The following is a 24,116-nucleotide window of genomic DNA, read 5'->3' as shown; positions in this document are numbered from 1 at the left end:
GGGTTGTTCCGTATTGCCGAGAAATAGGTGATTCTGCCCTAGGATCGGGAGGTGCACCGATACCGGAATTTGATCGGCGAGCTCGCCCGCTTCGGCGGTGTGGGCGTGATCTGCGTTGGCATCAACTACCTCCTGTTCAACCTCCTGAGCATCAGCTATGGGTGGGGGGCGCTCACCGCCAACTCCCTGGCCATGGTCGTCTCCACGACCGTCGGATTCCTCGCCAGTCGCTACTGGACCTTCCGCCACATCCGCACGGAGAGTGCAGCGCGCGAATACACACTGTTCTTTGTGATGAATGGTGTGGGATACGTCATCACCCAAGCGGTCCTGGCGCTCGCGGCCCACCTGACGTTGGAGGGTAAACTTTGGTCAAATATCGCGCTGACGGTCGGTATCGGCTTGGCGACCGTGTTCCGCTACTTCGGCTACAAGCGCTGGGTTTTCGTGGGGGCGGACGGCGGGACCGCCGAGGTTGACAGCGTCGGCGGCGGGGCGGTCGCCGGCGCCGCCACGGTCACCGCGCCCGACCTACCCCTCCCCATCTTCAGCGATGGGCGGATTGAGAATGTCACACCTCAGATGCGGCCATCGGGCACACCTTCGGCATGGCCCGCCCCTCCCTCGGCGCGCGGCCTCCGGCCCGCCGAGGTCAGCCGTCCAGCACATGGTGGACGAGCTCGCGGAGCGCGCCCGTCAGCTCCGACTCGCCGACCGTGACATGCCTGCCGTCGATGTCGATCTCGTAGGAGAACCGGTCGGGCGCCCGGCGGGCCCGCGCGCCGCTTGAGGCGGCCGGATCGACCCGCGCCACGAGAGCGCGCAGCACCGGGTCGGCAGCGGTGTCGGAACTGCCCCGCCGGACGATCCCGGCGAAACCGCCGGTGCGCACGACCGTCACCTTCATCGCCGGACGCCCACCGACGTCCAGGCGTGCACGACGGCCTCGTGCTCGGGTGAGCCGGCCCCGAACCTGGCGGACGCGGCGGCCGCCGTCGCCGCGGAGAACCCCTGGAAGTCGGTGTCGGGGTAGAGCGTCCCGCCCGTCAGGGTGTCGAACCAGATCAGCCCCGCGCGCTCCCAGGCGTGGCCGCCGAGCTCGGCCGCCAGCAGGTAGAAGGCGCGGTTCGGGATGCCCGAGTTGATGTGCACGCCGCCGTTGTCCTGGTGGGTGCGCACGTAGGCGTCCATGTGGCCGGGCTGCGGGTCGGCGCCCAATTCCGGATCGTCGTAGGCGGTGCCGGGCGCCTTGAGCGAGCGCAGCGCCGCCCCCTGGACCGACGGGCCGAACAGCCCCGCGCCGATGAGCCAGTCCGCCTCGTCGGCGGTCTGCCCGAGGTGGTGCTGCTTGACCAGCGAGCCGAACACGTCCGACACGGACTCGTTGAGCGCGCCGGGCTGCCCGTAGTAGGCGAGGTCGGCCGTGTGCTGGGTGACGCCGTGCGCCAGTTCGTGCGCGGTGACGTCGAGCGGGCCGGTGAACGACAGGAACAGCCTGCCGTCGCCGTCGCCGTAGACCATCTGGGCGCCGTCCCAGAAGGCGTTGTCGTAGTCGGCGCCGTAGTGGACGGTCGAGACCATCTCCATCCCGGCGTTGTCGATGGAGTCGCGGTCGTAGACGTCCTCGAAGAAGCGGAACGTCGCGCCGAGCCATTCGTAGGCCTGGTCGGCGATGGGATCGCCGGTCGGCTGCTGGCCCTCGGAGCGGACGGTCTTGCCGGGCAGCTCCTCAAGGTTCATCGCGTCCTTGATCGTGCGGTACGGCTCGTCCCTGCGCCCGTTGCCCTGCCCGCCGGGTCCGGCCAGGCGTCTCTCGGTGCGGGTGGCGGCGTCCAGCCGGAGGGTGCGCAGCGCCAGCGCGCGCAGTTCCGGATCGGTGGAGCTCTCCAGGACCCGCTCCAGGATGTGCGGGGGCACGATCGTGCATCTCATGCGCCCCACCGTGTCACGGCGGGGGCGCCCGGCCCAGGGAAATCGCCGGGGCGCGGCCGGATCCGGTCGCGCTGCGCATCCGGATGATCACCGTGTGGCGGCGGGGGCGCCCGTTTCACGGCGGCCCATGCGGGACAATGGGCGATGTGACGATCTATCGTGATGAGGGCATCGTGCTGCGCACCCAGAAACTGGGGGAGGCCGACCGGATCGTCACCGTCCTCACCCGGCGGACCGGCAAGATCCGGGCCGTCGCCAAGGGCGTCCGCAAGACCAGGTCGAAGTTCGGCGCCCGGCTTGAGCCGTTCACCCATGTCGACCTCCAACTGTACGAGAAGCGCTCGCTCGACCTGATCTCCCAGGCCGAGACCATCCGGCCCTACGGCGAGCCGCTCGTCTCCGACTACCCCCGCTACACCGCGGGCGTGGCGATGCTGGAGGCCGCCGACAAGCTCACCGCCGAGGAGCGCGAGCCGTCGCTGCGGCAGTTCCTCCTGCTCGTCGGGGCGCTGCGCACCCTCGGCGACCGCAGCCACGAGGCCCGGCTGGTGCTCGACGCCTTCCTGCTGCGCTCGCTGTCGGTCGCCGGATGGGCGCCCGCGCTGGACGAGTGCGCGCGCTGCGGCGGCCGGGCCGGGATCCGCGGCTTCTCCCTCCCGGCGGGCGGCGCGCTGTGCCTGGCCTGCCGGGTGCCGGGCTCGGCGACGCCGGCCCCGGAGACCTTCGAGCTCATGATCGCGCTGCTGCGCGGCGACTGGGAGCACGCCGACGGCAGTGATGATCGACACCGGGTAGAGTGCAGCGGCCTCGTGGCCGCCTACCTGCAATGGCATCTGGAGCACGGGATCAGATCGCTGCGCCATGTCGAGAGGAGCAAGACTGTTGAGGTTCCGCGCACCGGACCCGCACCCGAGCGGAGCTAAGCCGCCGGAACTGCCCAAGGAGCTGATCCCGCGGCATGTGGCGATCGTCATGGACGGCAACGGCCGCTGGGCCAAGGAGCGGGGCCTCGCCCGCACCGAGGGCCACAAGCAGGGCGAGTACTCGCTCTTCGACGTGGTCGAGGGGGCGATCGAGCTCGGCGTGCCGTATCTGTCGGCCTACGCCTTCTCCACCGAGAACTGGCGCCGCTCGCCCGAGGAGGTCCGCTTCCTCATGGGCTTCAACCGCGAGGTGCTGCGCCGCCGCCGCGACCAGCTCAACTCCCTGGGCGTCCGGGTGGTCTGGGCGGGCCGCAAGCCGAAGCTCTGGCGCTCGGTGATCAGCGAACTGGAGACGGCCGAGGAGATCACCAGGGGCAACGACGTCCTCACTCTCCAGTTCTGCGTGAACTACGGCGGCCGGGCGGAGATCGCCGACGCGATGGCCGCCATGGGCCGCGACGTCAAGGCGGGCCGGCTCAGTCCGGACAAGATCACCGAGAAGACCGTGGCGAAGTACCTCTACCAGCCGTCGGTCCCGGACGTCGATCTCTTCCTGCGCCCGTCGGGGGAGCAGCGCACGTCGAACTTCCTGTCCTGGCAGTCGGCCTACGCCGAGATGGTCTTCATGGACACCCTCTGGCCCGACTTCGACCGGCGGCACTTCTGGTACGCCTGCGAGGTGTACGCGAGCCGGGACCGCCGCTACGGCGGCGCCGAACCCAATCCTGTAATTACTACCTGATTAGTGTAGTATCGGTTTCGGCGAGGGGCACCGCTCTCACGGCGCGCGATCGGTGCCCCTCCTGCCTTGGCTCGGCTCGGGGCGTCCCCTGATCGTCACCCGGCCGTCGAATGTGGGGGACGCCACATGAGGGATCCGACATGGCGGACACCGCGAGTGGAAACAAGGTCAGGTTTGTCGGAGCATGCCTGTAGGGTGCCGCCTCATGAGCTTCCCCCCATCTGGTCCGCCCTACCCCGGCGACCCCAACCAGCCGCCGCAGCCGTACGGGCAGCCAGCGCAGCCCTACGGGCAGCCTGGCGGACCTGGTCCGGGCGGGTACGACCCCTACGGCCAGAGCAACCAGCCCGGCCCTTACGGCCAGCAGCAGGCTCCTTATGGCCAGCCCGGCGGCCCCGGCACCCCGCCGCCGTTCCCCGGCGCGCCCGTCCCGGGCGGCAACCCCTTCGACGCGCCCCCCGGCGGCTTCCCGCCGCCGCCCGGCCGCCCGCCCAAGAAGGGGATCGGCGCGCGCCTTCTCGGCTGCGCCGGCGTCGTCGGTGTCCTCATCGTGTTCGGCGTGGTGAAAGTCCTCATCGGCTCGGGCGTGGACGAGGTCGACGACGCCCTCAACGGCCCCGACCGCGCCGGGCCGTCCGCGGAGATCACCGAGGGCGGCACCCTGGACCCGTGGGACCTCAAGGTCGGCGACTGCTTCCTGGACGACCAGACGACGAACACCTCGGCCGACGGCCAGACGGTCTACTCGATCGACGCGCTGCCCTGCACCGACCCGCACAACGCCCAGGTGCTCACGACGCTGACGCTGACCGGGGCGTTCCCCGGCGGCCAGGCGGTCGTCGACAAGTGCGGCACCAAGCTCCAGACCTGGTTCGACGGGCACCCCGCCGCCGTCAAGAAGCTGGAGAAGAAGGACCCGGGCTTCCAGGTCCTGGCCTACTACCCGGACGGCGCGGCCTGGAACACGGGCGGCAGCCGGGTGACGTGCAGCGTCTACACCCACACGAACATCACCTTCAAGGTGCCCTGAGGGCGCGTCAAGGTAAAGAGTCAAGAAATCGGTAAAGCCGCCTCCGGAAGATCCGGAGGCGGCTTTTTCTTTACCTTTCGGCCCCGGGGCCGCGCCGTTCAGAGGAGCGTCGCGTCGAGGGTGATCGTCGTGCCCGAAAGGGCCTTGCTGACGGGGCAATCGGCCTTTGCGGCCTGGGCCGCGGTCTCGAAGTCGGCGGCGCTGAGGCCGGGCACCGAGGCGCGGACCGTCAGGTGGATCCCGGTGATCCCCTCGCCCGGCTGGAAGGTGACGTCGGCCTTGGTGTCGACGGTGTCGGGCGGGGTTCCGGCCCCGGCCAGGCCATGGGACAGGGCCATGGAGAAGCAGGTGGAGTGGGCCGCGGCGATGAGTTCCTCAGGGCTGGTGCGGCCTTCGGGCTTCTCGGCGCGGGACGGCCAGCTCACCTCGTAGGTGCCGATGCCGGAGGAGTCGAGGGAGACGGTGCCCTGCCCGCCGATGAGCGGGCCCTCCCAGTGCGCGTGCGCGGTGCGGGTCGTAGCCATGATCGGAATGCTAGCGCCAATCTCGTTATCCCTTGGAGATATGGGGTTCCGCGCCCTACTACTGACCCAAGTGAAGCGGACATTTGACGCCTCCTTGACGGATATGGTTAACTAACCGTTATCAAGACAAGAACGGGCAAACCAGTCCCGGGTCTTGGTCAGACAAAGCGGCTTTCAGCCCGCATCATGCGCGGTCCTGCGTCCCCGGCGCCCGACTCGCGCGACAGCCCGGACTCCCTTCCAGCGGAGCCGACGGCCACGGAGATCCAGATCGAGATCCCGCCGCCCGGGCTGAGCCCTGTCACCCGATCAAAGGAACGACCTTGTCTTCTCAGCGTGCTCTCACCCTGTCTCTGACCGGCGTTGTGGCCCTCGCGGCCGTCACCACCGGCGTCGTCGCCAACGCCGATGAGTCCACCGCCCCGACCTCCGCCACCGCCGCGGTCTCGACGAAGAGCGCCGCTGCCACCGACTCGGCCGCCGCCAAGAAGGCCGCCGCGGCCGAGAAGGCCGCCGCGGCCGAGAAGGCCGCCGACGAGGCGAAGAAGGACAAGGAAGAGGCGAAGGCCAAGGTCCTGTGGAGCGGCACCACCACCGCCTCCTACTTCTGGGACGACGGCTCCGGCGTCGCCGGCGACACCGGCGCCCCGGCGTCCGGCAAGCCGATGCAGAAGGGCATGTTCGCCTCCCCGTCCTGGCCCATGAACACCAAGGTCAAGGTCACCTACAAGGACCGCTCCGTCACCGGCTTCGTCGGCGACCGCGGTCCGGGCGAGCCCTCGCACCGCGGCGTCATGCTCGACCTCGACACCTACACCTTCCGGTACCTGTACGACGGAGGCAAGCCGTCCAGCGTCTACAGCGCGGGCGTCGACGAGGGCCACCTGAAGGGCGTCAAGGTCGAGGTCCTCAAGTGGGGCACCGGCGCCGGCACCAAGGGCGCCTGGCAGCCCTTCGGCTCCTAAGACCTGATCTGGAACGCTCCACACCCTCCGGCGCTCCAGATCCCCTGACCCTCCGACGCGCAAGCCCTCGGCCGCCCCCGGCCGAGGGCTTGCGCGCTGTGCCGTCCGGCCGCGCCGCCCGGCGCGTACTGGCCAGGTCCGGCACACGAAAAAGGGGCCGCCCCTGCGGGGCGGCCCCTTTCCGGGGTCGTGCGGTGTCAGCAGCCGATGAGCTGGGCTGCGAGGAAGCCCTCGACCTGGTCGAGGCCGATGCGCTCCTGCTTCATGCTGTCGCGCTCGCGGATGGTGACCGCGTTGTCCTCGAGGGTGTCGAAGTCGACGGTGACGCAGAAGGGGGTGCCGATCTCGTCCTGGCGGCGGTAGCGGCGGCCGATGCCGCTGGCGTCGTCGAAGTCGACGTTCCAGTGCTTGCGCAGCTGGGCGGCGAGGTCGCGGGCCTTCGGCGAGAGGTCGGAGTTGCGCGACAGCGGCAGCACCGCGACCTTGACCGGCGCGAGGCGCGGGTCGAGGCGCAGCGAGACGCGGGTCTCCATCTGGCCCTTGGCGTTGGGCGCTTCGTCCTCGGTGTAGGCGTCCATGAGGAAGGTCAGCAGCGCCCGGTCGACGCCCGCCGCGGGCTCGATCACGAACGGGGTGTAGCGCTCGCCGCTCGCCTGGTCGAAGAAGTTCAGCTCCTTGCCCGAGGCCGCCGAGTGCGCGTTCAGGTCGTAGTCGGTGCGGTTGGCGATGCCCTCGAGCTCGCCCCACTCCGAACCCTGGAAGCCGAAGCGGTACTCGATGTCGACGGTCCGCTTGGAGTAGTGGGAGAGCTTCTCCTTGGCGTGCTCGTAGAACCGCAGGTTCTCCTCACGGATGCCCAGGTCGCGGTACCACGCCATGCGGGTGTCGATCCAGTACTGGTGCCACTCCTCGTCCGTGCCCGGCTGGACGAAGAACTCCATCTCCATCTGCTCGAACTCGCGAGTGCGGAAGATGAAGTTGCCCGGCGTGATCTCGTTGCGGAACGACTTGCCGATCTGGCCGATGCCGAAGGGGACCTTGCGGCGGGCCGACTGCTCGACGTTCTTGTAGTTGATGAAGATGCCCTGGGCGGTCTCCGGGCGCAGGTAGGCCAGGCCGGAGGCGTCCTCGACGGGGCCGAGGTAGGTCTTGAGCAGGCCGCTGAACTGCTTGGGCTCGGTGAAGGCGCCCTTGGTGCCGCAGTTCACGCAGGTGAGGTCGGCGAGGCCGTTCGCCGGCGGGCGGCCGTGCTTCTCCTCGTACGCCTCTTCCAGGTGGTCGGCCCGGTACCGCTTGTGGCAGTTCTGGCACTCGGTGAGCGGGTCGGTGAACGTCTGGACGTGGCCGCTGGCCTCCCAGACCTCCCGGTTGAGGATCACGCACGAGTCGAGGCCGACGACGTCGTCGCGGCCCTGCACCATGGACTTCCACCACTGGCGCTTGACGTTGTTCTTCAGCTCGATGCCGAGCGGGCCGTAGTCCCAGGACGCACGGAGCCCGCCGTAGATCTCGCTGGAGGGGAACACGATGCCCCTGTTCTGGGACAGCGAGACGATCTTTTCCATCACATCGGAACGGCGGGCCATGAGTATGTCTCCAGCAGGGAACCCCGGTAATTGACGGTTTTGAGTCTAGGGCACGGGGGTAGGACCCAAGGTCGATTGACGGCCTGGGTTACGGTGCGGGCCGTGCCGGGCCCGTCACCGGGCGTCAGTACACGAGCCCGTCGACGATGTTGCTGTCGACATGCAGCTTCACCCCGCCGTGCCGCTCGGCGTGGCCGCCCCGGTACTGCTTGATCCTCCGGTGCGGGTGCCACAGGTCGTCGGGCACGTGCTCGTCGCCGTGCACGCGCTTGCGGCCGTCCCAGCGGGCGAACCAGATCGCGTCCGGCCGCCGGAACCGCTCCTCGCCGTCCCTGGTGCGCTCGGCGTCGGCGACGTCCTTGATCCCTGCGGAGACGCTGCTGTAGACACCGGACTTGTAGTCGAGTTCGTGCAGCCGCTCGGTCCAGGAGTGCAGGAACCGCAGGACCGCCTTGCGGCAGCCCTTGTCCTTGCGGCTGTAGGCCTCGATGTCGAAATAGAGCGGCTGGCCTTCGGGGATGCCCAGCTCCTGCGCCTTGGCCACGGCGTCTTCGGCGCTGAGCACGCCCTTCTCGGCGGCGTCGCGCTTGCCGAAGCGGGCCCGGAAGGGCGAGCAGGGCGCCTGCGGGCCCACGTAGGTGGGGATCAGGCGGTAGCCCATCGCCCGGACGTTCTTCACCCACGCCTTGGTGAGCCGTGGCTGGGCACAGCCCCGCGCCGCGCCGCCGATGTAGATGTTGGTGATCGAGTAGGCCTCGCGCCAGGCGCGCATGGTGCGCTGGGAGGGCGCGGAGCAGGTGTCGAACGCGGGGCCCCGGTGCCAGGCCCGCGGCTGCGGCTCGGGCTCGTCGAACTCCTCGTCCTCGGGCTCGGGCGGCGCGCCCGGCCCGGCGGTCGCCGAGCGCAGGGTGCGTTCCAGGAGCGCGCGGTCGGCGCCGTAGACGCCGGTGACCCGGACTCCGGCCTGGGGCAGGTCGACCGTCGTCTGGCGGTCGACGGCCTCGGCGACCTTCAGCGTGCTGAGCGAGGTGCGCGCGGCGCGGCGGCCCGCGTCCGGCGCCTTGCGCTCGGCGGCGGGCAGCGCCGTGACGTGGATCGCCTCGGTCCTGCCGACGACCCGGGCCGGGCAGTCGGGTTCGCCGCTCGGTACGCCGAGGTAGACGGCGTGCTCGTCGAATCTGACGCACCGGCGCGGGTCCCCGTCGAGGCGGTAGACGGGCCAGCCCCGGGGAACGGCGATCCGCAGCCCCCCGTATTCGACGGTGTGGGCTGGCGCGTCCGGCAGCGCGGTCGCGTCCGGGCCGGGGGTGATCGCGGTGATCCCCACGATGGCGGAGACCGCGCCGAGGCCCCCGATGGAAAGGATGACGGCTCTGCGCATGTGACGTTCCCCCCAAGCGGATCTCGCCATTGATCACCGGCGGGGAGGGCGGGCAAACCCGCGGTGGCCAGGCCTTACCCGGGCTTGATCACTTCGTAGGCGCCGGGTTCGTCGACGGCCAGCGCCGACAGCGGGACGAAGACCTGCCGGACGGCGCCGAGCGCCCGGCGGTAGAAGCCGGCTCCTTCCCACCGGGTGACCAGGGCCCAGAGGTCGGGTTCGTCCACGCAGCGGCCGAGTTCTCCGCCGAGATACCCGGGGGAGGACTCCATCGCCGCGAGGACGGGGGCCATACGGGCGGTGAAGTCGGCGTCGTCGGCGACGCGGTACCTGGTGATCGCGAACATCCGGCCATCCTGGCACCCTGGACGGCATGCCTTTGCGTGATCTGGTGGAACGGCGCAGCGCGACGACGGTGGTCTTCCTGCACAGGCTGCCGCCGTGGGTGCTCCCGCTCGTGGTGGCGGCGCTGATGGTGGTGGGCCTGTTCGTGCGCACGTGGGCGGGCGCGCTGGCCATGGCGGCGCTCGCGCTGTTCCTCGGCTGGTTCGCCTATCTTTCGTGGCCGGGGCTGGCGTGGTCGGCGCGGCTGCTGCGGGTGGGCGCGGTCGTCCTGCTGATCGCCTTCGCGGTCGGAGATATCACTCGATTTTGACAATCGTTTTCATTTTCCGCATGATGGGGGCATGAAGCGCCCCCTTCTGACATCAGCTGTTATGTCCGGAATGCTCCTTGCGACCGCCGCGTGCGGCGGCGGAGGCGGCACGGGCGCTGACGGTGGCCGCACCGCGGTGACCGCCTCGTTCTACCCGATGGCCTGGCTCGCCGAGCGCGTCGGCGGCGACCACGTGTCCGTCAGCACGCTCACCGCGCCCGGCGCCGAGCCGCACGACCTCGAGCTCTCGCCGCGCCAGGTCGGCGAACTGAGCGAGACCGGGCTCGCCCTCTACGTCAAGGACCTCCAGCCCGCCGTCGACGACGCGATCGCCCAGCACGCCGCGGACCGCGCGCTGGACGCAGGCTCCGTCGTCGACCTGCTCCCCTCCGACGGCCACTCCCACGAAGAGGAGGCGCACGCCGAGGAGGAGCACGCCCACGAGGGCGATCACGACCCCCACCTCTGGATGGACCCGAGCCGGATGGCGACCGTCGCCGCCGCGCTGGGAGAGCGCCTCGCCAAGGTCGACCCCGGCAACGCCGCCGACTACAAGGCGGGCGCCCAGAAGACCGCCGACGAACTGACGGCCCTGGACGGCGAGTTCAAGGAGGGCCTCGCCTCCTGCAAGGACCACACGATCGTCACGAGCCACACCGCCTTCACCTACCTCGCCAGCCGCTACGGCCTGGAGCAGGTCGGCGTGTCCGGGCTCGACCCCGAGGCCGAGCCCTCGCCGCGCCGCCTCGCCGAACTCGTCGAGCACATCAAGGAGCACGGCGTCACCACGGTCTTCACCGAGACCCTCGCCAGCCCCAAGGTCGCGCGGACCCTCGCGGAGTCCGCGGGCGTCAAGACCGCGGTCCTCGACCCGGTCGAGGGCGTCGCCGAAGGCTCCTCCGACGACTACCTGTCGCTCCAGCGCGCGAACCTCGCCGCGCTGCGAACGGCTCTCTCCTGCTCCTGAACGACCTGCTCCTGAACGACCTGCTCCTGAACGACCTGCTCCTGAACGACCTGCTCCTGAACGACCTGCTCCTGAACGACCTGCTCCTGAACGACCTGCTCCTGAACGAGATGCTCCAGAACCGCGTAGCGCCCCGAAAGAGGACGACGATGACGACGACCGCCGAAGCGCCGGCGGAGACCGGCACCACCCCGGTCTTCCGGCTGAAGGGCGGCCGGGTCCGCCTGGAGGGCCGCGAGATCCTGCACGGCATCGACCTGGAGATCGCGCCAGGCGAGGTCGTCGCCCTCATGGGCCCGAACGGCTCGGGCAAGTCCACGCTCGTGCGCGCGCTCCTCGGGCTCGTCCCCCTGAGCGCCGGCGACCGCGAGGTGTTCGGCGCGCGGCGCGTGCGCGACTGGGGCCGGATCGGCTACGTGCCGCAGCGGCTCAGCGTCGGCGGCGGCGTGCCGGTGACCGTCCGGGAGATCGTCTCCTCGGGCCGGATCGCGCGGCGCTCCCGCTGGCGCCCCGCCTCGGCCGCCGACCGGAAGGCCGTCGACGAGGCCCTGGAGGCGACCGGCATCGCTCACCTCGCCAAACAGAGCGCCTCCGGCCTTTCGGGCGGCACCCAGCAGCGGGTCCTCATCGCCCGCGCGCTGGCCGGGCAGCCCGACGTGATCGTCATGGACGAGCCCCTCGCCGGGGTCGACGCCGCGAGCCAGCAGGCCCTGGCCGAGACCCTCGCCCGGCTCGTCGAGGGCGGCGTCACCGTGCTGCTCGTCCTGCACGAACTCGGACCCCTCGCCGGGCTGATCACCCGCAGCGTCGTGCTGGAGCACGGCGAGATCGTGCACGTGGGGGAGGCCCCCGAGCCGTCCGGCGACTGCGCCGAACCCGGCCACGACCACGTCCACCCGCACACGGGCGGCCCCGCCGAGGCGTCGCTGTGGGACACCGGGTTCCCGGCGCTCCGCCAGGACGACGGCCAAGTACTGAAGGACTGACAAGTGCTCGCCTACGACTTCATGCAGCGCGCCCTGCTCGCGGCGCTGCTCATCGGCCTTGCCGCGCCCGCCGTCGGCACGTTCATCGTGCAGCGGCGGCTGTCGCTCCTCGGCGACGGCATCGGCCACATCGCCCTCACCGGCGTCGCCCTCGGCCTGGTCACCAGCACCTCGCCGCTGCTCGGCGCGGTCGTCGTCTCGGTGCTCGGCGCGGTCCTCATCGAGCTGATGCGCTCCTCGGGGCGGACCGGCGGCGACGTCGCGCTCGCGCTGCTGTTCTACGGGGGCCTCGCCGGAGGCGTCCTCGTCACCAACTTCGCGCCCGGCGGCAGCACCTCCAACCTGCTGTCGTATCTGTTCGGCTCGATCAGCAGCGTGTCCGCCGAGGACCTGTACGTGATCGGCGGCCTCGTCGTCGCGGTCCTCGCCGTGCTGCTGGTGTTCGGCCGCGAACTGTTCCTGCTGTGCCAGGACGAGGAGATGGCCCGCGCGTCCGGTGTGCGGACCCGCTTCCTCAGCATCCTGCTCGCGGTCGTCGCCGCGCTCACCATCGTCGTCGCGATGAGGGTCGTCGGCCTGCTGCTCGTCAGCGCGCTCATGGTCGTGCCGGTGGCCGCCGCCCAGCAGCTCACCCGCGGCTTCAAGGCGACCGCCGCGCTCGCCATGGTCTACGGGGTGCTGTCCGCACTCGGAGGGCTCACCGCGTCCTACCAGTTCAGCGTGGGGGAGGTGAACATCTCGCCGGGTCCGGCGATCGTGATGAGCGCGCTGGCCCTGTTCGTCGTGTCCGCGGTGCTCGGCCCGCTCACCCGCCGCCGCGCGGCGCGGGCCGGGTACGGACCGCTAGAGTCGGGGCGAGAAACCGCGCTAGAGGAGGCCTCATGACGACCGCCAGACGCGACGCCGTTCGCCGCGCCCTGGCAGGGGGAGAGGGCTTCCGCAGCGCGCAGGACATCTACGCGGTCCTGCGCGCCGAAGGCTCGAAGATCGGCCTGACCACCGTCTACCGCGCGCTCCAGGCGCTGTCGGAGTCCGGCGAGGTCGACGTGCTGCGCACCGTCGACGGTGAGGCCGTCTACCGCGCGTGCTCCAGCGTCGAACACCACCACCACCTGGTGTGCCGCTCCTGCGGAAAGACGATCGAGGTGGCCGGCCCCGCCGTCGAGAAGTGGGCCGACGCGCTCGCCGAGGAGCACGGTTTCACCGACATGACCCACACCATCGAGATCTTCGGCACCTGCCCCGACTGCGCCGCGTCCTGAGAAGGATCGAACGGGTGGCCGGTTCGCCCGGTGTGGCGGGCGGCGCCGGATTAGGCTGGGTGTCAGCGGGTCCGTCTCCGCCCATGTCGGGTGGGCGGAGGCGGAACCGCCACCTCAGGACGGCGGCCTCGTGAGCCACCGTCCCGGGACGATCCCGTTCGCTAACTGAACGGATACAGGCGCTGGCCGCGATCGGCGCCGATGACCTGCATCACCGCGTTGATCAGGGCCAGGTGGGTGAACGCCTGAGGGAAGTTGCCGAGGTGCCGGCCCGTGTGCGGGTCGATCTCCTCGGCGTACAGCTGGAGGTGCGAGGCGTAACTCAGCAGCTTCTGGCAGAGCGTCCTGGCGCGCTCGGTCTCGCCGATCATCACCAGGGCCGACACGAGCCAGAACGAGCAGATCGTGAAGGTGCCCTCGTCCGAGGTGAAACCGTCGTCGGTCTCGTCGGCCCGGTACCGCAGCACCAGGTCGTCCTCGGTGAGTTCCTCGGCGATCGCCAGGACCGTCTCGCGCACCCGCTTGTCGTCGGCGGGCAGGAAGCCCACCAGCGGGATGAGCAGCACCGAGGCGTCCAGGGACTTGGCGCCGTAGTGCGCGGTGAAGACGCCCCGCTGGTCGACGGCGCCCGCGAGCACGTCGTCGCGGATCTCGTCGGCCGCGCGCTGCCAGCGCTCGGCCCGCGAGTGCTCGTCGGCGCCGCGCAGCCGGGCGAGCTGGGCGCCGCGCTGGGCGGCCAGCCAGCAGAACACCTTCGAGGAGGTGAAGTGCTGCGGCGCGCCGCGCACCTCCCACATGCCGCAGTCCGGCTCGCGCCAGTGCAGCAGCGCCTCCTCGACCTGGGTGACGACGATCTTCCACAGCCTGTCGTCGAGCCTGTCGCGCTTGCGGACGAACAGGTAGATCGACCCGATGATCGCGCCCCACACGTCGTGCTGGGCCTGGGTGTAGGCGCCGTTGCCGATCCTGACGGGCTTGGCGTTGTCGTAGCCCGTCAGGTGCTCCAGCTCCGACTCGGGCAGCTCCGACCTTCCGTCCACCCCGTACATGATCTGCAGGCGTCCGTCGGACTCCTCCGCCACGTCGGTGATGAAGTGGAAGAAGTCGTTGGCCTCCCAGTCGTAGCCCAGCGTGTAGAAGGCCCACAGCGTCATGGTGCTGTCGCGGATCCACGTGTACCGGTAGTCCCAGTTGCGGTCTCCGCCGATGGCCTCGGGCAGCGAGGTCGTCGCCGCCGCGGCCACCGCGCCTGTGGGCGCGTAGGTGAGGCCCTTCAGGGTGAGGGCGCTCCTCTGGAGAAAGGACCTCCACGGGTGGTCGGGAAAATCACCTCGATCCAGCCAGTGCTGCCAGTGGTGGATGGTCCACCGCATGCGCTCCTCGGCCTCGGTCAGGTCCTTGGGCGCACCGTGGGTGCTCCACGACAGCGCGACGTAGCGTGACTCGCCCTCCTTCAGGAGGGTGCGGCTGGTGGCCAGCGAGCCCTCGAAACCGACGTTCATGTCGGTCGTCATGTGCAGGCTGAGGCCGCCCCCGACGGCCACGGCCGCCTGGTAGCCCTGGCCGGTGTAGTTCCAGCGGGCCGGTGTGCGGCCGTACTCGAACACCGGCATGCAGTCCATGCGGACCTGCACGTTGCCGTTGACGCACTTGACCTTGCGCAGCAGCACATGGTCGGCGTCGTAGTCGGTGGGGGCGCGGCGGTGCGACTCCGACCGCTCTCCCTCATGGTGCCAGGGCCCCATGAGAAGGGCGTCGGTGACGACGAGCCAGCCCCCGCGGGTCCACCATGTGGTCTCCATGACCATGGTGCCCGGGATATAGCGCTGCGCTGCGGGTACTTCGACCCCTGCCGGAGCGATCCGGAAATATCCGGCATCGCGGTCAAGGATCGAGCCGAACACGCTGGGCGAGTCGATTTTGGGAAGGCACAGCCATTCCACATTGCCGCTCGGCGCGATCAGCGCGGTCGTCTCGCAGTCCGACAGGAACCCGAAGTCCGCGATGGGCGCGAACGGTTCGCTGCCGGGCCCCAGGGCCCCACGACGACGCACGGCCTCACCTCCCTCGTACTCTGCTTCCCCGGTTTTCACGGGTGGGCACGCTCCAATCCAGTGTGAAAAGAACGCAAAGTTTCTGGAACAGGACGATTGGCTTAGACCACAGCACCCCCTCTGACCAGGCGGTTTGCCCTCCGGGAGAATGGGGTGAAGGGGCCTGAACAGGGCAACAGGTACAGTTCACGACCAAAGGGTGGAAGGAGCTGGCCGTGCCGAAGTTCGTGTACGACTTCACCGAGGGCAACAAAGATCTGAAAGATCTCCTGGGCGGAAAAGGTGCAAATCTTTCCGAAATGACAAACCTGGGTCTTCCGGTGCCTCCGGGGTTCACCATCACCACGGAGGCCTGTCGGCACTACCTGGCCGAGGGCAGGACCCCCGAAGGCCTGACCGCGGAGATCACCGCGAAGCTGACGGCTCTGGAAGAGTCCATGGGCAAGCGGCTCGGCCAGTCCGACGACCCGCTGCTCGTCAGCGTCCGGTCGGGCGCCAAGTTCTCCATGCCCGGCATGATGGACACCGTCCTCAACATCGGTTTGAACGACGACTCCGTGCTGGGCCTGGCCAAGCAGGCCGGCGGCAACGACCGCTTCGCGTGGGACTCCTACCGGCGCCTGATCCAGATGTTCGGCAAGACCGTGCTGGGCGTGGACGGCGACCTGTTCGAGGAGGCGCTCGAGGAGCTCAAGCACGCCAAGGGCACGACCGACGACCTCGACCTCGACGCCGAGGACTTCCGCGGCCTCGTCGACACCTTCAAGGGCATCGTCCGCGAGCACGCCGGACGCGAGTTCCCCGGCGACCCCCGCGAGCAGATGGACCTGGCGATCAAGGCGGTGTTCGACTCGTGGAACGCCGACCGCGCCATCCTCTACCGCCGCCAGGAGCGCATCCCCGCCGACCTCGGCACCGCGGTGAACATCTGCTCCATGGTCTTCGGCAACCTCGGCATGGACTCCGGCACCGGCGTGGCCTTCACCCGTGACCCGGCCAGCGGCCAGCAGGGCGTCTACGGCGACTACCTCCAGAACGCCCAAGGCGAGGACGTCGTCGCCGGCATCCGCAACACGGTGCCCCTCGCGGACCTCGAGCAGATCAACAAGGACGTCTACGACGAGCTCCTCGCCATCATGGAGAAGCTCGAGAACCACTACCTCGACCTGTGCGACATCGAGTTCACGGTGGAGCGCGGCAAGCTCTGGATGCTGCAGACCCGAGTAGGCAAGCGGACCGCCGCCGCGGCGTTCCGCATCGCCTGCCAGCTCGCCGACCAGGGCCTCATCGACCTCGACGAGGCGGTGCACCGGGTCAACGGCGACCAGCTCGCCCAGCTGATGTTCCCCCGCTTCGACGCCGACGCCCCCAAGAACCGCATCGCCAAGGGCATGAACGCCTCCCCGGGCGCGGCCGTCGGCAAGGCGGTCTTCTCCTCCGAGGCGGCCGAGGCCGCCGCCGCGCGCGGCGAGAAGGTCATCCTGGTGCGCCGCGAGACCAACCCCGACGACCTCACCGGCATGATCGCCGCGCAGGGCATCCTCACCTCCCGCGGCGGCAAGACCTCCCACGCCGCCGTCGTCGCCCGCGGCATGGGCAAGACCTGCGTCTGCGGCGCCGAAGAACTCGACGTGGACGTCAAGAACAAGGTGGCCCGGGTCGGTGACGTCGTCGTCAACGAGGGCGACGTCATCTCCATCGACGGCACCTCCGGCGCCGTCTACCTCGGCGAGGTCCCCGTCAGCGATTCCCCGGTCGTGCAGTACTTCGAAGGCGCCCTCGCCCCCGAGGACGGCGACGAGCTCGTGCAGTCGGTGCACCGGATCATGACGCACGCCGACACCGCCCGCCGCCTGGCCGTCCGGGCCAACGCCGACACCCCCGAGGACGCCGCCCGCGCCCGCCGCTTCGGCGCGCAGGGCATCGGCCTGTGCCGTACCGAGCACATGTTCCTCGGCGACCGGCGGCAGCTCGTGGAGGACCTGATCCTCGCCACCTCCGACGCCGAGCGCATCCAGGCCCTCGACGCGCTCGCGCCGCTGCAGCGCGAGGACTTCCACGGGATCCTGAAGGACATGGACGGGCTGCCGGTCACGATCCGGCTCATCGACCCGCCGCTGCACGAATTCCTCCCGGATCTGACCGAACTGTCGGTGAAGGTGGCACTTGCCGGTGCCGACGCTTCCGAGAAGGACCGCACGCTGCTGGAGGCCGTCCACCGCCTCCACGAACAGAACCCTATGCTCGGGTTGCGAGGTGTGAGGCTGGGTTTGGTGATTCCTGGCCTTTTCGCGATGCAGGTGCGGGCTATCGCCGAAGCCGCCGCCGAGCGTCTGGCCGAGGGCGGCAGCCCGAAGCCGGAGATCATGATCCCGCTCGTCGGGTCGATCCAGGAGCTGGAACACGCCAGGGAAGAGGCCGAAGGCGTCCTCGCCGAGGTCGGCGGCGGCGTCGAGGCGCTCATCGGCACGATGATCGAGCTGCCGCGCGCCGCGCTCACGGCCGGACAGATCGCCGAAGGCGCCGAGTTCTTCTCCTTCGGCACCAACGACCTCACCCAGACGACGTGGGGCTTCTCCCGCGACGACGTCGAGGCCTCGTTCTTCAGCCGCTACCTCGACCTGGGCATCTTCGGCGTGTCCCCGTTCGAGACCCTCGACCGCGACGGCGTCGGCCGCCTCGTCAAGATCGCCGTCGAGGAGGGCCGCAAGACCCGTCCGGGCATCAAGCTCGGCGTCTGCGGCGAGCACGGCGGCGACCCCGAGTCCGTCCACTTCTTCCACGAGGTCGGGCTGGACTACGTGTCGTGCTCCCCGTTCCGCGTGCCGGTGGCCCGCCTTGAGGCGGGCCGGGCGTCGGTCGAGACGGCGGGCAGCGACAGCCGCTGACGGTCATATCGGGCAAGGCCCGGCATCCTTCCGGGTGCCGGGCGTGCTCATGGGCCCGGTGGCCGGTTCTTGGAGGACCCGGCTGCGCAGGGGAACCGGCCACCGGGCCGAACTGCCTGATCCCCGCGTCCGTCTCACATAGTGTGAGAGCCACGATGGCGATGGACGCGGACGCGACGGAACAGCGGATGGAACGGAACGAGGGCGGCCAGGGGCGCGGGCCCCGCAAGAAGCGGCGCAGACCGCGGTTCCTGGTCTGGACGGGCAGGATCCTGTTCGTGGTGGTGTCCGTCTGCGTGCTGACCCCGCTCGTCGTCGGCTGGCGGGTCTGGTACGAGGCGCGCCAGGACCACCGGCCGCCGTCCGACGCGATCATCGTCCTCGGCGCCGCCCAGTACGACGGACGCCCCTCGGCGTACCTGGAGTCCCGGCTGCGGCACGCCAAGGAGCTCTACGACGAGAAGGTCGCGCCCAAGATCGTCACCGTGGGCGGCAAGCAGACCGGCGACCGGGTGACCGAGGCCGCCGCAGGACGCGACTTCCTCATCGGCCTCGGCGTCCCCGCCGACGACGTCCTCGCCGTGGAGAGCGGCCGCGACACGCTCCAGAGCATGGTCGCGGTAGGCGCCGAGTACAAGGAGAGGGGCTGGAAGACCGGCGTGGTCGTCACCGACCCCTGGCACAGCCTCCGCTCGGAGAAGATGGCCTCGGAGAACGGCATCGAAGCCGCGTCGTCGCCCACCCGCAGCGGCCCCAGCGTCATGACCCGGGACACGCAGGCGCAGTCCATCATCCGCGAGACGGGCGGCTACCTCTACTACGTGTTGCTGGGCCGTAGTCGCGCCAAGAGCTGAACGTCATGGCGGCGTCACCTTCGCGCACTATCCTCGGCGGATGAACGGCTACACCTCCTTCGACATCGAGCGGTGGGCCCCCGAGGTGCCCAAGCGCCGCGACCGGACGGCCTTCGAGCGCGACCGCGCCCGGGTGCTGCACAGCGCGGCGCTGCGGCGGTTGTCGTCCAAGACCCAGGTGGGCGACCCCGGCTCGAACGACTTCCAGCGCACCCGCCTCACCCACTCGCTGGAGTGCGGCCAGGTCGGGCGCGAACTCGGCAAGTCACTCGGCTGCGATCCCGACCTCGTCGAGACCGCGTGCCTCGCCCACGACCTCGGCCACCCGCCGTTCGGCCACAACGGCGAGAAGGCCCTGAACGTCTTCGCCGGAGACTGCGGCGGCTTCGAGGGCAATGCGCAGAGCCTGCGGCTGCTCACCCGGCTGGAGCACAAGTCCTTCGCCGAGGACGGGCGCAGCGTCGGGCTCAACCTGACCCGCGCGTCCCTCGACGCGACCATGAAGTATCCGTGGCGGCGGCGGGACAACCCCGCCAAGTACGGGGTCTACGACGACGACCTCGAGGTCGCCCTCTGGGTCCGGTCGGAGGCCCCCGAGGGCAGGACGTGCTTCGAGGCCCAGGTGATGGACTGGTCCGACGACGTCGCCTACTCCGTGCACGATCTTGAGGACGCCCTCGTCACCGGCTCGGTCAACCTCGGGATGCTCGCCGACTCGGTGCTGCGCAAGGACGTCGCCGAGGTCGCGGCGAAGATGTACGGCAGTGAGGGGGACGCGCCGGAGCTGGAGGATCGCTTCACCGTCCTGCTGTCCCAGCCGTTCTGGCCGCGCGAGATCGACCACACCGCCTCGGCGTACGCGGCGCTGAAGAACCTCACGAGCTGGCTGATCGGCCGGTTCTGCATGGGCGCCGAGGAGGCCACCCGGGACACCTACGGCCCGGGGCGGCTCACCCGCTACGACGCGGACCTGATCGTCCCGCGGCACATCCGGCAGGAGGTGTCGCTGCTCAAGGCGGTCACCGCGCACTACGTGTGGATCAGCTACGAGGCGAACCGGGCCCGGCAGCGCCAGGTGATCGCCGAACTCGCCGAAGCCCTCGCGGCGGGCGCGCCCGGCACCCTCGACCCGATGTTCCGCTGGGCCTACGCCGACGCCGCCGACGCGCAGGCGCGCCGCCGCGTCATCGTCGACCAGGTGGCGTCGCTGACCGACACCAGCGCGCTGGCCTGGCACGCGAGGCTCTGCGGCTGACACGCGGCTGACACGCGGCTGACGCGGGGGCCGGCGCGGGCGGGTCGGGCGGGTCGCGGAAAGTTGTCCACAGGCCCGGAACGCTCTTCCGTCCGGTGTGGCAGTGTGGGCGTTGTGGGGTCGGCGGCGCGCCCGCGTCGCCGGTGGATCTGCGCAACTCGGGGAGAGCGCGATGTCGGGGACCGGAAGCACTTTTGTGATCGTCGGAGCGGGCCTGGCGGGGGCCAAGGCCGCCGAGACGCTGCGCGCCGAGGGGTTCGGGGGCCGGATCGTCCTGCTGGGGCGGGAAGGGGAGCGCCCCTACGAGCGGCCGCCGCTCAGCAAGGACGTCCTGCTGGGGAAGAAGGACGACGACTCGGTCTACGTCCACGAGGCCGGCTGGTACGCCGAGCACGAGGTGGAGCTGCGCGAGGACGCCGAGGCGCGGAGCCTCGACCTCTCCGCCCACCGCGTCGGCCTGGCCGACGGCTCGTCGGTGGAGTACGCCAAACTGCTGCTCGCCACGGGCGCCGTGCCAAGGCGGCTGCGCGTGCCCGGGGCGAACCTCGGGGGAGTGCACACCCTGCGCACCAAGGCCGATTCCCTGGCGCTGCGCGAGCGGATCAAGGGCGGCGGCCTGCGCGTCGTGATCGTCGGCGCGGGCTGGATCGGCCTTGAGGTGGCCGCCGCCGCCCGCACCTACGGCAACGAGGTGACGGTGCTGGAGGCCGAGGCCGCCCCGCTGCAGGCGGCGCTCGGCCCGGAGGTCGGCGCCCTGTTCGCCGAGCTGCACCGCGCACACGGGGTGGAGGTGCGCACCGGGGAGGGCCTGTTCGCCCTGCGCGGCGAAGGCTCCGTCGAGCACGTCACCACCTCGCTCGGCCACGAGGTCCCGGCCGATCTCGTGGTGATCGGCGTCGGCGCCGTCCCGGAGGACTCCCTGGCCAAGACCGCGGGCCTGAAGACGGAGAACGGCGTCCTGGTGGATTCCTCCCTGCGCACCGACGACCCCGACGTCTACGCCGCCGGCGACGTCGCCAACGCCTTCCATCCCCTGTACGGCCGCCACATCCGCGTGGAGCACTGGGCCAACGCCCTGAACGCCGGCCCGGCCGCCGCCAAGTCCATGCTCGGCCAGGACGTCACCTACGACCGCGTCCCCTACTTCTTCTCCGACCAGTACGACCTCGGCATGGAGTTCTCCGGCTACGCCGCCCCCGGCGCCTACGACAAGGTCGTCTTCCGCGGCGACCCGTCCACCGGCGAGTACATCGCCTTCTGGCTCTCCGAAGGCGCGATCGTCGCTGCCATGAACGCGAACATCTGGGACGTCACCGCCCCCCTCCAGGCCCTCATCCGCTCCGGCAAGAAGGTCGAGGAATCCCGCCTCACCGACCCATCCGTGCCTCTCACCGACCTCTGATCGGCCCCGCCCGCCGTCGCGCGTCGCGCGCGCTCGGGCCGTGCGCCCGGCTCAGAGGACCTGGGCCCGTACGCCGGGCAGGTCATCGAACGCCGCCGAGGAATCGGCGGTGATGATGGTGCGCGCGGTGGCCGCGGCCGTGGCGGCGATGAGCAAGTCATAGGCGCCGCGCCGTCTTCCCTGCCGACGGGTCTCGGCGAGAAGCCGGGCGTGTACCCGAGCGACGTCGGCGGTGTACTCCTCAACGGGGATCAGCGCCAGGACTTCGTCGACGAAGGCCTGGCGCACGGGGCGGCGCGCCGCGTCCGCCAGTTCGACGCCGACCAGGAGTTCTGCCACCGTGATGGCGGAGATGGCGACGTCGTCCGTGTCGCCGATCACCTCGTCGACCGAGGCGGTGCCGCGCTCTGACGCGATCAGCACACCGGTGGCGAGGATCAGGCGTCGGGCCACGTCGGCCTCATCTCCTCGTCCACGCTCTGGCGAGCCGCCGCCACATCGCGCCCGAACTCCTCGTCCAAGGAGCCCTCGGACCGGGAGAGGAAGGCCTTGACCATGCGGCCGGGCGCGGTGGGCGCGGGACCGATGGTGGCGATCCGCCTTCCCCCACGGGTGACGATGATCGTCTCGCCTCGTTCCGCTTCGTCCAGCACCAGGGCGAAATTGCGCGAGGCCTCGGTGGCACTGATCACTCTCATGGGATCAGATATCTGATTGCTGATGGACGAGCCGGGGGATGCGCCGATCCGGAACGGCGGTTCCGGTCCGGGGTGTCGCGGGCCGGTCGGAGGTGCTTGTCCTCGAGGGGGATGACGGTGTGGGCGTGTTCGACCCGGTGGGGGCGGCCCGGTGTCGGGTGCGGGGTGCTCAGAGAGGGGGTGGGGGGATTTTTTCGACGATCGTGTCGGCGGGGGTGACGGGGCGGCCGTCGGCGGCCCGGGGGGTGAGGGGAAGGAGGGGGAGGTGGTCGCGGCGGTCGAGGAGGCGGGAGCGGGGGGTGTCGGGGGTGAAGCAGTGGGATTCGCCCCATTGGCGGAGGGCGACGATGACGGGGAAGAGGTCGCGGCCTTTGTCGGTGAGGACGTAGTCGCGGTAGGCGCTGCCGTCGGAGGCGGGTTCCTGGCGGAGGACGCCGGCCTCCTCAAGGCCGCGCAGGCGGGCGGCAAGGATGTTCTTGGCGATGCCGAGGCCGCGCTGGAACTCGCCGAAGCGGCGGCTGCCGTCGAACGCGTCGCGGACGATCAGCAGCGACCACCAATCGCCGATGGCGTCCACCGACCGCGCGACCGGGCAGGGATCGGCTTCGAATCTCGTACGGGCGACCATCACCGCGTCCTCCTCGACATCTGGTTGCAACATGCTACCTCGTCGGCCTAGGGTCCATCTGGTAGCAAGATGCAACTGGAGGTGGGATGTCAGGAGAACACGCCCTCGCGGCTGGGAAAGCGGATATATCCGCGCGGACAGTCCGGCTGTTCGCCGTCGCCTGCGGCAGTGCGGTGGCCAACGTCTACTTCGCCCAGCCCCTGCTGGTCACGCTGGGCGCGCGGTTCTCGCTCGGCCCGGAACTGCTGGGCGCGGTCGTCACCGCCACCCAGGTCGGCTACGGGCTGGGCCTGTTCCTGCTCGTGCCCCTGGGCGACCTCCTCGACCGCCGGCTCCTGATCACCGTTCAGCTGGGCCTGCTGTGCGCGGCGCTCCTGGTGGCCGGGCTGGCGTTCGAGGGGGCGATGCTGCTCGCCGCCCTGAGCGCGGTCGGGTTCCTCGCCGTGGTCACTCAGACGATGGTCGCGGCAGCGGCGTCGCTCGCCGCGCCCGAACGCAGGGGGAGGGTCGTGGGGGCGGTCACCGGCGGTGTCGTCACCGGCATCCTCCTGGCCCGCACCGTCGCGGGCGTGCTGGCCGACCTGGCCGGCTGGCGCGCCGTCTACCTCGCCTCGGCGGCCGTCACGGCCTGCCTGGCGCTCCTGCTGCGGCGGGAGCTGCCGCGCGCCGGAGCACCCGCCGAGGCGACGCGGTACCCGGACCTGCTGCGCTCCACCGTCTCCCTGTTCGCGCGCCACCGGCTCCTGCGCGTGCGCGGCGCGCTCGCGCTGCTGGTCTTCGCGGCCTTCAGCACACTGTGGAGCGGCATGGTCCAGCCGCTCAGCGAGCCGCCGTGGTCGCTGTCGCACACCGCGATCGGCGCGTTCGGCCTCGCCGGCCTGGCCGGAGCGCTGGCCGCGCGGGTGGCGGGCCGGTGGAACGACCGCGGCCTGGCCCGGCGCACGACCGGCATCGGCCTCGCCGTACTCGCGGCCTCCTGGATCCCCCTCGCCCTCACCGAACACTCCCTGTGGGCCCTCGCACTGGGCGCGGTCCTGCTCGACTTCGCCGTCCAGGCCGTCCACGTGACGAACCAGACCCTCATCTACACCGTCCGACCCGACGCCGGAAGCCGCGTCATCGGCGGATACATGGTCTTCTACTCCGTGGGAAGCGCCTTGGGCGCCCTGGGCTCGTCCCTGACCTACGCGTCCGCCGGCTGGCTCGGCGTCTGCGCCCTCGGCGCCGCCTTCAGCCTCGCCGCCCTCCTCCTCTGGGCGACGACCCCGATCGAGTCCCCCGACCCCGCCCGACCGGCTCCCGCACACTGACCCGAGCCCGCGACGCCTCCGCCGAGGCGGAGCCGACCGCCCGCCGGGCCCGCCCTCGACAGCGCCGGATCGGA

At 70.5% G+C, this 24,116-nt stretch carries 25 protein-coding genes; 15 read left to right on the top strand and 10 right to left on the bottom strand.

Features of this window, described 5'->3' with window-relative positions:
• Positions 1-51 precede the first annotated feature (51 nt).
• Positions 52-720, top strand: a complete 669-nt coding sequence (locus tag ACYVOM_RS35625) for a GtrA family protein (protein WP_460307996.1) — start codon at positions 52-54, stop codon at positions 718-720.
• On the opposite strand, the gene ACYVOM_RS35620 is transcribed toward ACYVOM_RS35625, so the two are convergent.
• On the bottom strand, positions 653-892 hold the full coding sequence (locus tag ACYVOM_RS35620) for a protealysin inhibitor emfourin (protein ID WP_460307995.1): 240 nt from the start codon (positions 890-892) through the stop codon (positions 653-655). The genes ACYVOM_RS35625 and ACYVOM_RS35620 overlap by 68 nt on opposite strands.
• Before the next feature lie 11 nt (positions 893-903).
• Positions 904-1,932 carry a M4 family metallopeptidase gene (locus ACYVOM_RS35615; RefSeq protein WP_460307994.1) on the bottom strand — a complete coding sequence of 343 codons (1,029 nt, stop codon included), beginning with the start codon at positions 1,930-1,932 and terminating at the stop codon, positions 904-906.
• Positions 1,933-2,078: 146 nt separating this feature from the next.
• Here ACYVOM_RS35615 and recO point away from each other — a divergent pair, with 146 nt between their 5' ends.
• The 3 genes from recO to ACYVOM_RS35600 all read left to right on the top strand — a co-directional run bounded on the left by recO (position 2,079) and on the right by ACYVOM_RS35600 (position 4,627).
• Positions 2,079-2,855 carry a DNA repair protein RecO gene (recO, locus tag ACYVOM_RS35610; RefSeq protein ID WP_460307993.1) on the top strand — a complete coding sequence of 259 codons (777 nt, stop codon included), beginning with the start codon at positions 2,079-2,081 and terminating at the stop codon, positions 2,853-2,855.
• Complete coding sequence (locus tag ACYVOM_RS35605) at positions 2,815-3,597, top strand: isoprenyl transferase (RefSeq protein WP_460307992.1); 783 nt, start codon at positions 2,815-2,817, stop codon at positions 3,595-3,597. The genes recO and ACYVOM_RS35605 overlap by 41 nt, the downstream gene beginning before the upstream one ends.
• A 205-nt stretch (positions 3,598-3,802) precedes the next feature.
• A complete protein-coding gene (locus ACYVOM_RS35600) occupies positions 3,803-4,627 on the top strand; it encodes a hypothetical protein (RefSeq protein WP_460307991.1) in 825 nt (274 codons plus the stop codon).
• 98 nt (positions 4,628-4,725) lie between these two features.
• Here ACYVOM_RS35600 and ACYVOM_RS35595 read toward each other — a convergent pair whose 3' ends face one another.
• On the bottom strand, positions 4,726-5,151 hold the full coding sequence (locus ACYVOM_RS35595) for an OsmC family protein (protein ID WP_460307990.1): 426 nt from the start codon (positions 5,149-5,151) through the stop codon (positions 4,726-4,728).
• Positions 5,152-5,474: 323 nt separating this feature from the next.
• Between ACYVOM_RS35595 and ACYVOM_RS35590 the strand changes: the two genes are divergently transcribed.
• The gene (locus ACYVOM_RS35590) at positions 5,475-6,116 is read left to right on the top strand and encodes an RlpA-like double-psi beta-barrel domain-containing protein (RefSeq protein ID WP_460307989.1); all 642 of its coding nucleotides are present in this window, start codon (positions 5,475-5,477) and stop codon (positions 6,114-6,116) included.
• 197 nt (positions 6,117-6,313) lie between these two features.
• Here ACYVOM_RS35590 and ACYVOM_RS35585 read toward each other — a convergent pair whose 3' ends face one another.
• From ACYVOM_RS35585 to ACYVOM_RS35575, 3 genes are all read right to left on the bottom strand, one after another.
• On the bottom strand, positions 6,314-7,681 hold the full coding sequence (locus ACYVOM_RS35585; protein WP_460307988.1) for a glycine--tRNA ligase: 1,368 nt from the start codon (positions 7,679-7,681) through the stop codon (positions 6,314-6,316).
• 145 nt (positions 7,682-7,826) lie between these two features.
• Positions 7,827-9,083, bottom strand: coding sequence for a DUF1906 domain-containing protein (locus ACYVOM_RS35580; protein WP_460307987.1), 1,257 nt, complete (start codon positions 9,081-9,083; stop codon positions 7,827-7,829).
• A 74-nt stretch (positions 9,084-9,157) separates the two neighbouring features.
• The gene (locus ACYVOM_RS35575; RefSeq protein ID WP_460307986.1) at positions 9,158-9,430 is read right to left on the bottom strand and encodes an antibiotic biosynthesis monooxygenase family protein; all 273 of its coding nucleotides are present in this window, start codon (positions 9,428-9,430) and stop codon (positions 9,158-9,160) included.
• Positions 9,431-9,456: 26 nt separating this feature from the next.
• Here ACYVOM_RS35575 and ACYVOM_RS35570 point away from each other — a divergent pair, with 26 nt between their 5' ends.
• The 5 genes from ACYVOM_RS35570 (at position 9,457) to ACYVOM_RS35550 (ending at position 12,953) form a co-directional block, all read left to right on the top strand.
• Complete coding sequence (locus tag ACYVOM_RS35570) at positions 9,457-9,738, top strand: DUF6703 family protein (RefSeq protein ID WP_460307985.1); 282 nt, start codon at positions 9,457-9,459, stop codon at positions 9,736-9,738.
• Positions 9,739-9,808: 70 nt separating this feature from the next.
• On the top strand, positions 9,809-10,705 hold the full coding sequence (locus ACYVOM_RS35565; protein WP_460307984.1) for a metal ABC transporter substrate-binding protein: 897 nt from the start codon (positions 9,809-9,811) through the stop codon (positions 10,703-10,705).
• Between the two features lie 149 nt (positions 10,706-10,854).
• The gene (locus ACYVOM_RS35560) at positions 10,855-11,691 is read left to right on the top strand and encodes a metal ABC transporter ATP-binding protein (protein WP_460307983.1); all 837 of its coding nucleotides are present in this window, start codon (positions 10,855-10,857) and stop codon (positions 11,689-11,691) included.
• 21 nt (positions 11,692-11,712) lie between these two features.
• On the top strand, positions 11,713-12,576 hold the full coding sequence (locus ACYVOM_RS35555; RefSeq protein WP_460308010.1) for a metal ABC transporter permease: 864 nt from the start codon (positions 11,713-11,715) through the stop codon (positions 12,574-12,576).
• Positions 12,573-12,953, top strand: a complete 381-nt coding sequence (locus ACYVOM_RS35550) for a Fur family transcriptional regulator (protein WP_460307982.1) — start codon at positions 12,573-12,575, stop codon at positions 12,951-12,953. Before ACYVOM_RS35555 ends, ACYVOM_RS35550 begins: the two co-directional genes overlap by 4 nt.
• A gap of 161 nt (positions 12,954-13,114) precedes the next feature.
• Here the strand turns inward: ACYVOM_RS35550 and ACYVOM_RS35545 are convergent, their stop codons facing one another.
• Positions 13,115-15,007: a glycoside hydrolase family 15 protein gene (locus ACYVOM_RS35545; RefSeq protein ID WP_460307981.1), complete on the bottom strand. Its 1,893-nt coding sequence runs from the start codon at positions 15,005-15,007 to the stop codon at positions 13,115-13,117.
• Between the two features lie 215 nt (positions 15,008-15,222).
• Between ACYVOM_RS35545 and ppdK the strand changes: the two genes are divergently transcribed.
• The 4 genes from ppdK (at position 15,223) to ACYVOM_RS35525 (ending at position 21,406) form a co-directional block, all read left to right on the top strand.
• The gene (ppdK, locus tag ACYVOM_RS35540) at positions 15,223-17,895 is read left to right on the top strand and encodes a pyruvate, phosphate dikinase (protein ID WP_460307980.1); all 2,673 of its coding nucleotides are present in this window, start codon (positions 15,223-15,225) and stop codon (positions 17,893-17,895) included.
• A 188-nt stretch (positions 17,896-18,083) separates the two neighbouring features.
• Positions 18,084-18,749, top strand: a complete 666-nt coding sequence (locus ACYVOM_RS35535; RefSeq protein ID WP_460307979.1) for a YdcF family protein — start codon at positions 18,084-18,086, stop codon at positions 18,747-18,749.
• Positions 18,750-18,789: 40 nt separating this feature from the next.
• Positions 18,790-20,004, top strand: a complete 1,215-nt coding sequence (locus ACYVOM_RS35530; protein ID WP_460307978.1) for a deoxyguanosinetriphosphate triphosphohydrolase — start codon at positions 18,790-18,792, stop codon at positions 20,002-20,004.
• 172 nt (positions 20,005-20,176) lie between these two features.
• Positions 20,177-21,406 (top strand): NAD(P)/FAD-dependent oxidoreductase, encoded by a 1,230-nt coding sequence (locus ACYVOM_RS35525; RefSeq protein ID WP_460307977.1) that lies wholly within the window; start codon positions 20,177-20,179, stop codon positions 21,404-21,406.
• Between the two features lie 51 nt (positions 21,407-21,457).
• On the opposite strand, the gene ACYVOM_RS35520 is transcribed toward ACYVOM_RS35525, so the two are convergent.
• The 3 genes from ACYVOM_RS35520 to ACYVOM_RS35510 form a co-directional block, all read right to left on the bottom strand.
• Positions 21,458-21,859 carry a PIN domain-containing protein gene (locus tag ACYVOM_RS35520; protein WP_460307976.1) on the bottom strand — a complete coding sequence of 134 codons (402 nt, stop codon included), beginning with the start codon at positions 21,857-21,859 and terminating at the stop codon, positions 21,458-21,460.
• A complete protein-coding gene (locus tag ACYVOM_RS35515; protein WP_460307975.1) occupies positions 21,844-22,104 on the bottom strand; it encodes a type II toxin-antitoxin system Phd/YefM family antitoxin in 261 nt (86 codons plus the stop codon). Before ACYVOM_RS35515 ends, ACYVOM_RS35520 begins: the two co-directional genes overlap by 16 nt.
• 169 nt (positions 22,105-22,273) lie before the next feature.
• Positions 22,274-22,765: a winged helix-turn-helix transcriptional regulator gene (locus ACYVOM_RS35510; RefSeq protein WP_460307974.1), complete on the bottom strand. Its 492-nt coding sequence runs from the start codon at positions 22,763-22,765 to the stop codon at positions 22,274-22,276.
• Between the two features lie 53 nt (positions 22,766-22,818).
• On the opposite strand from ACYVOM_RS35510, the gene ACYVOM_RS35505 reads away from it, so the two are divergent.
• Positions 22,819-24,042, top strand: a complete 1,224-nt coding sequence (locus tag ACYVOM_RS35505) for an MFS transporter (protein ID WP_460307973.1) — start codon at positions 22,819-22,821, stop codon at positions 24,040-24,042.
• Positions 24,043-24,116: the final 74 nt, after the last annotated feature.

This window comes from Actinocorallia aurea, from assembly GCF_054783995.1.
The sequence above is the reverse complement of the archived record's forward strand: the minus strand, read 5'-3'. Positions and strand labels throughout refer to the sequence as shown.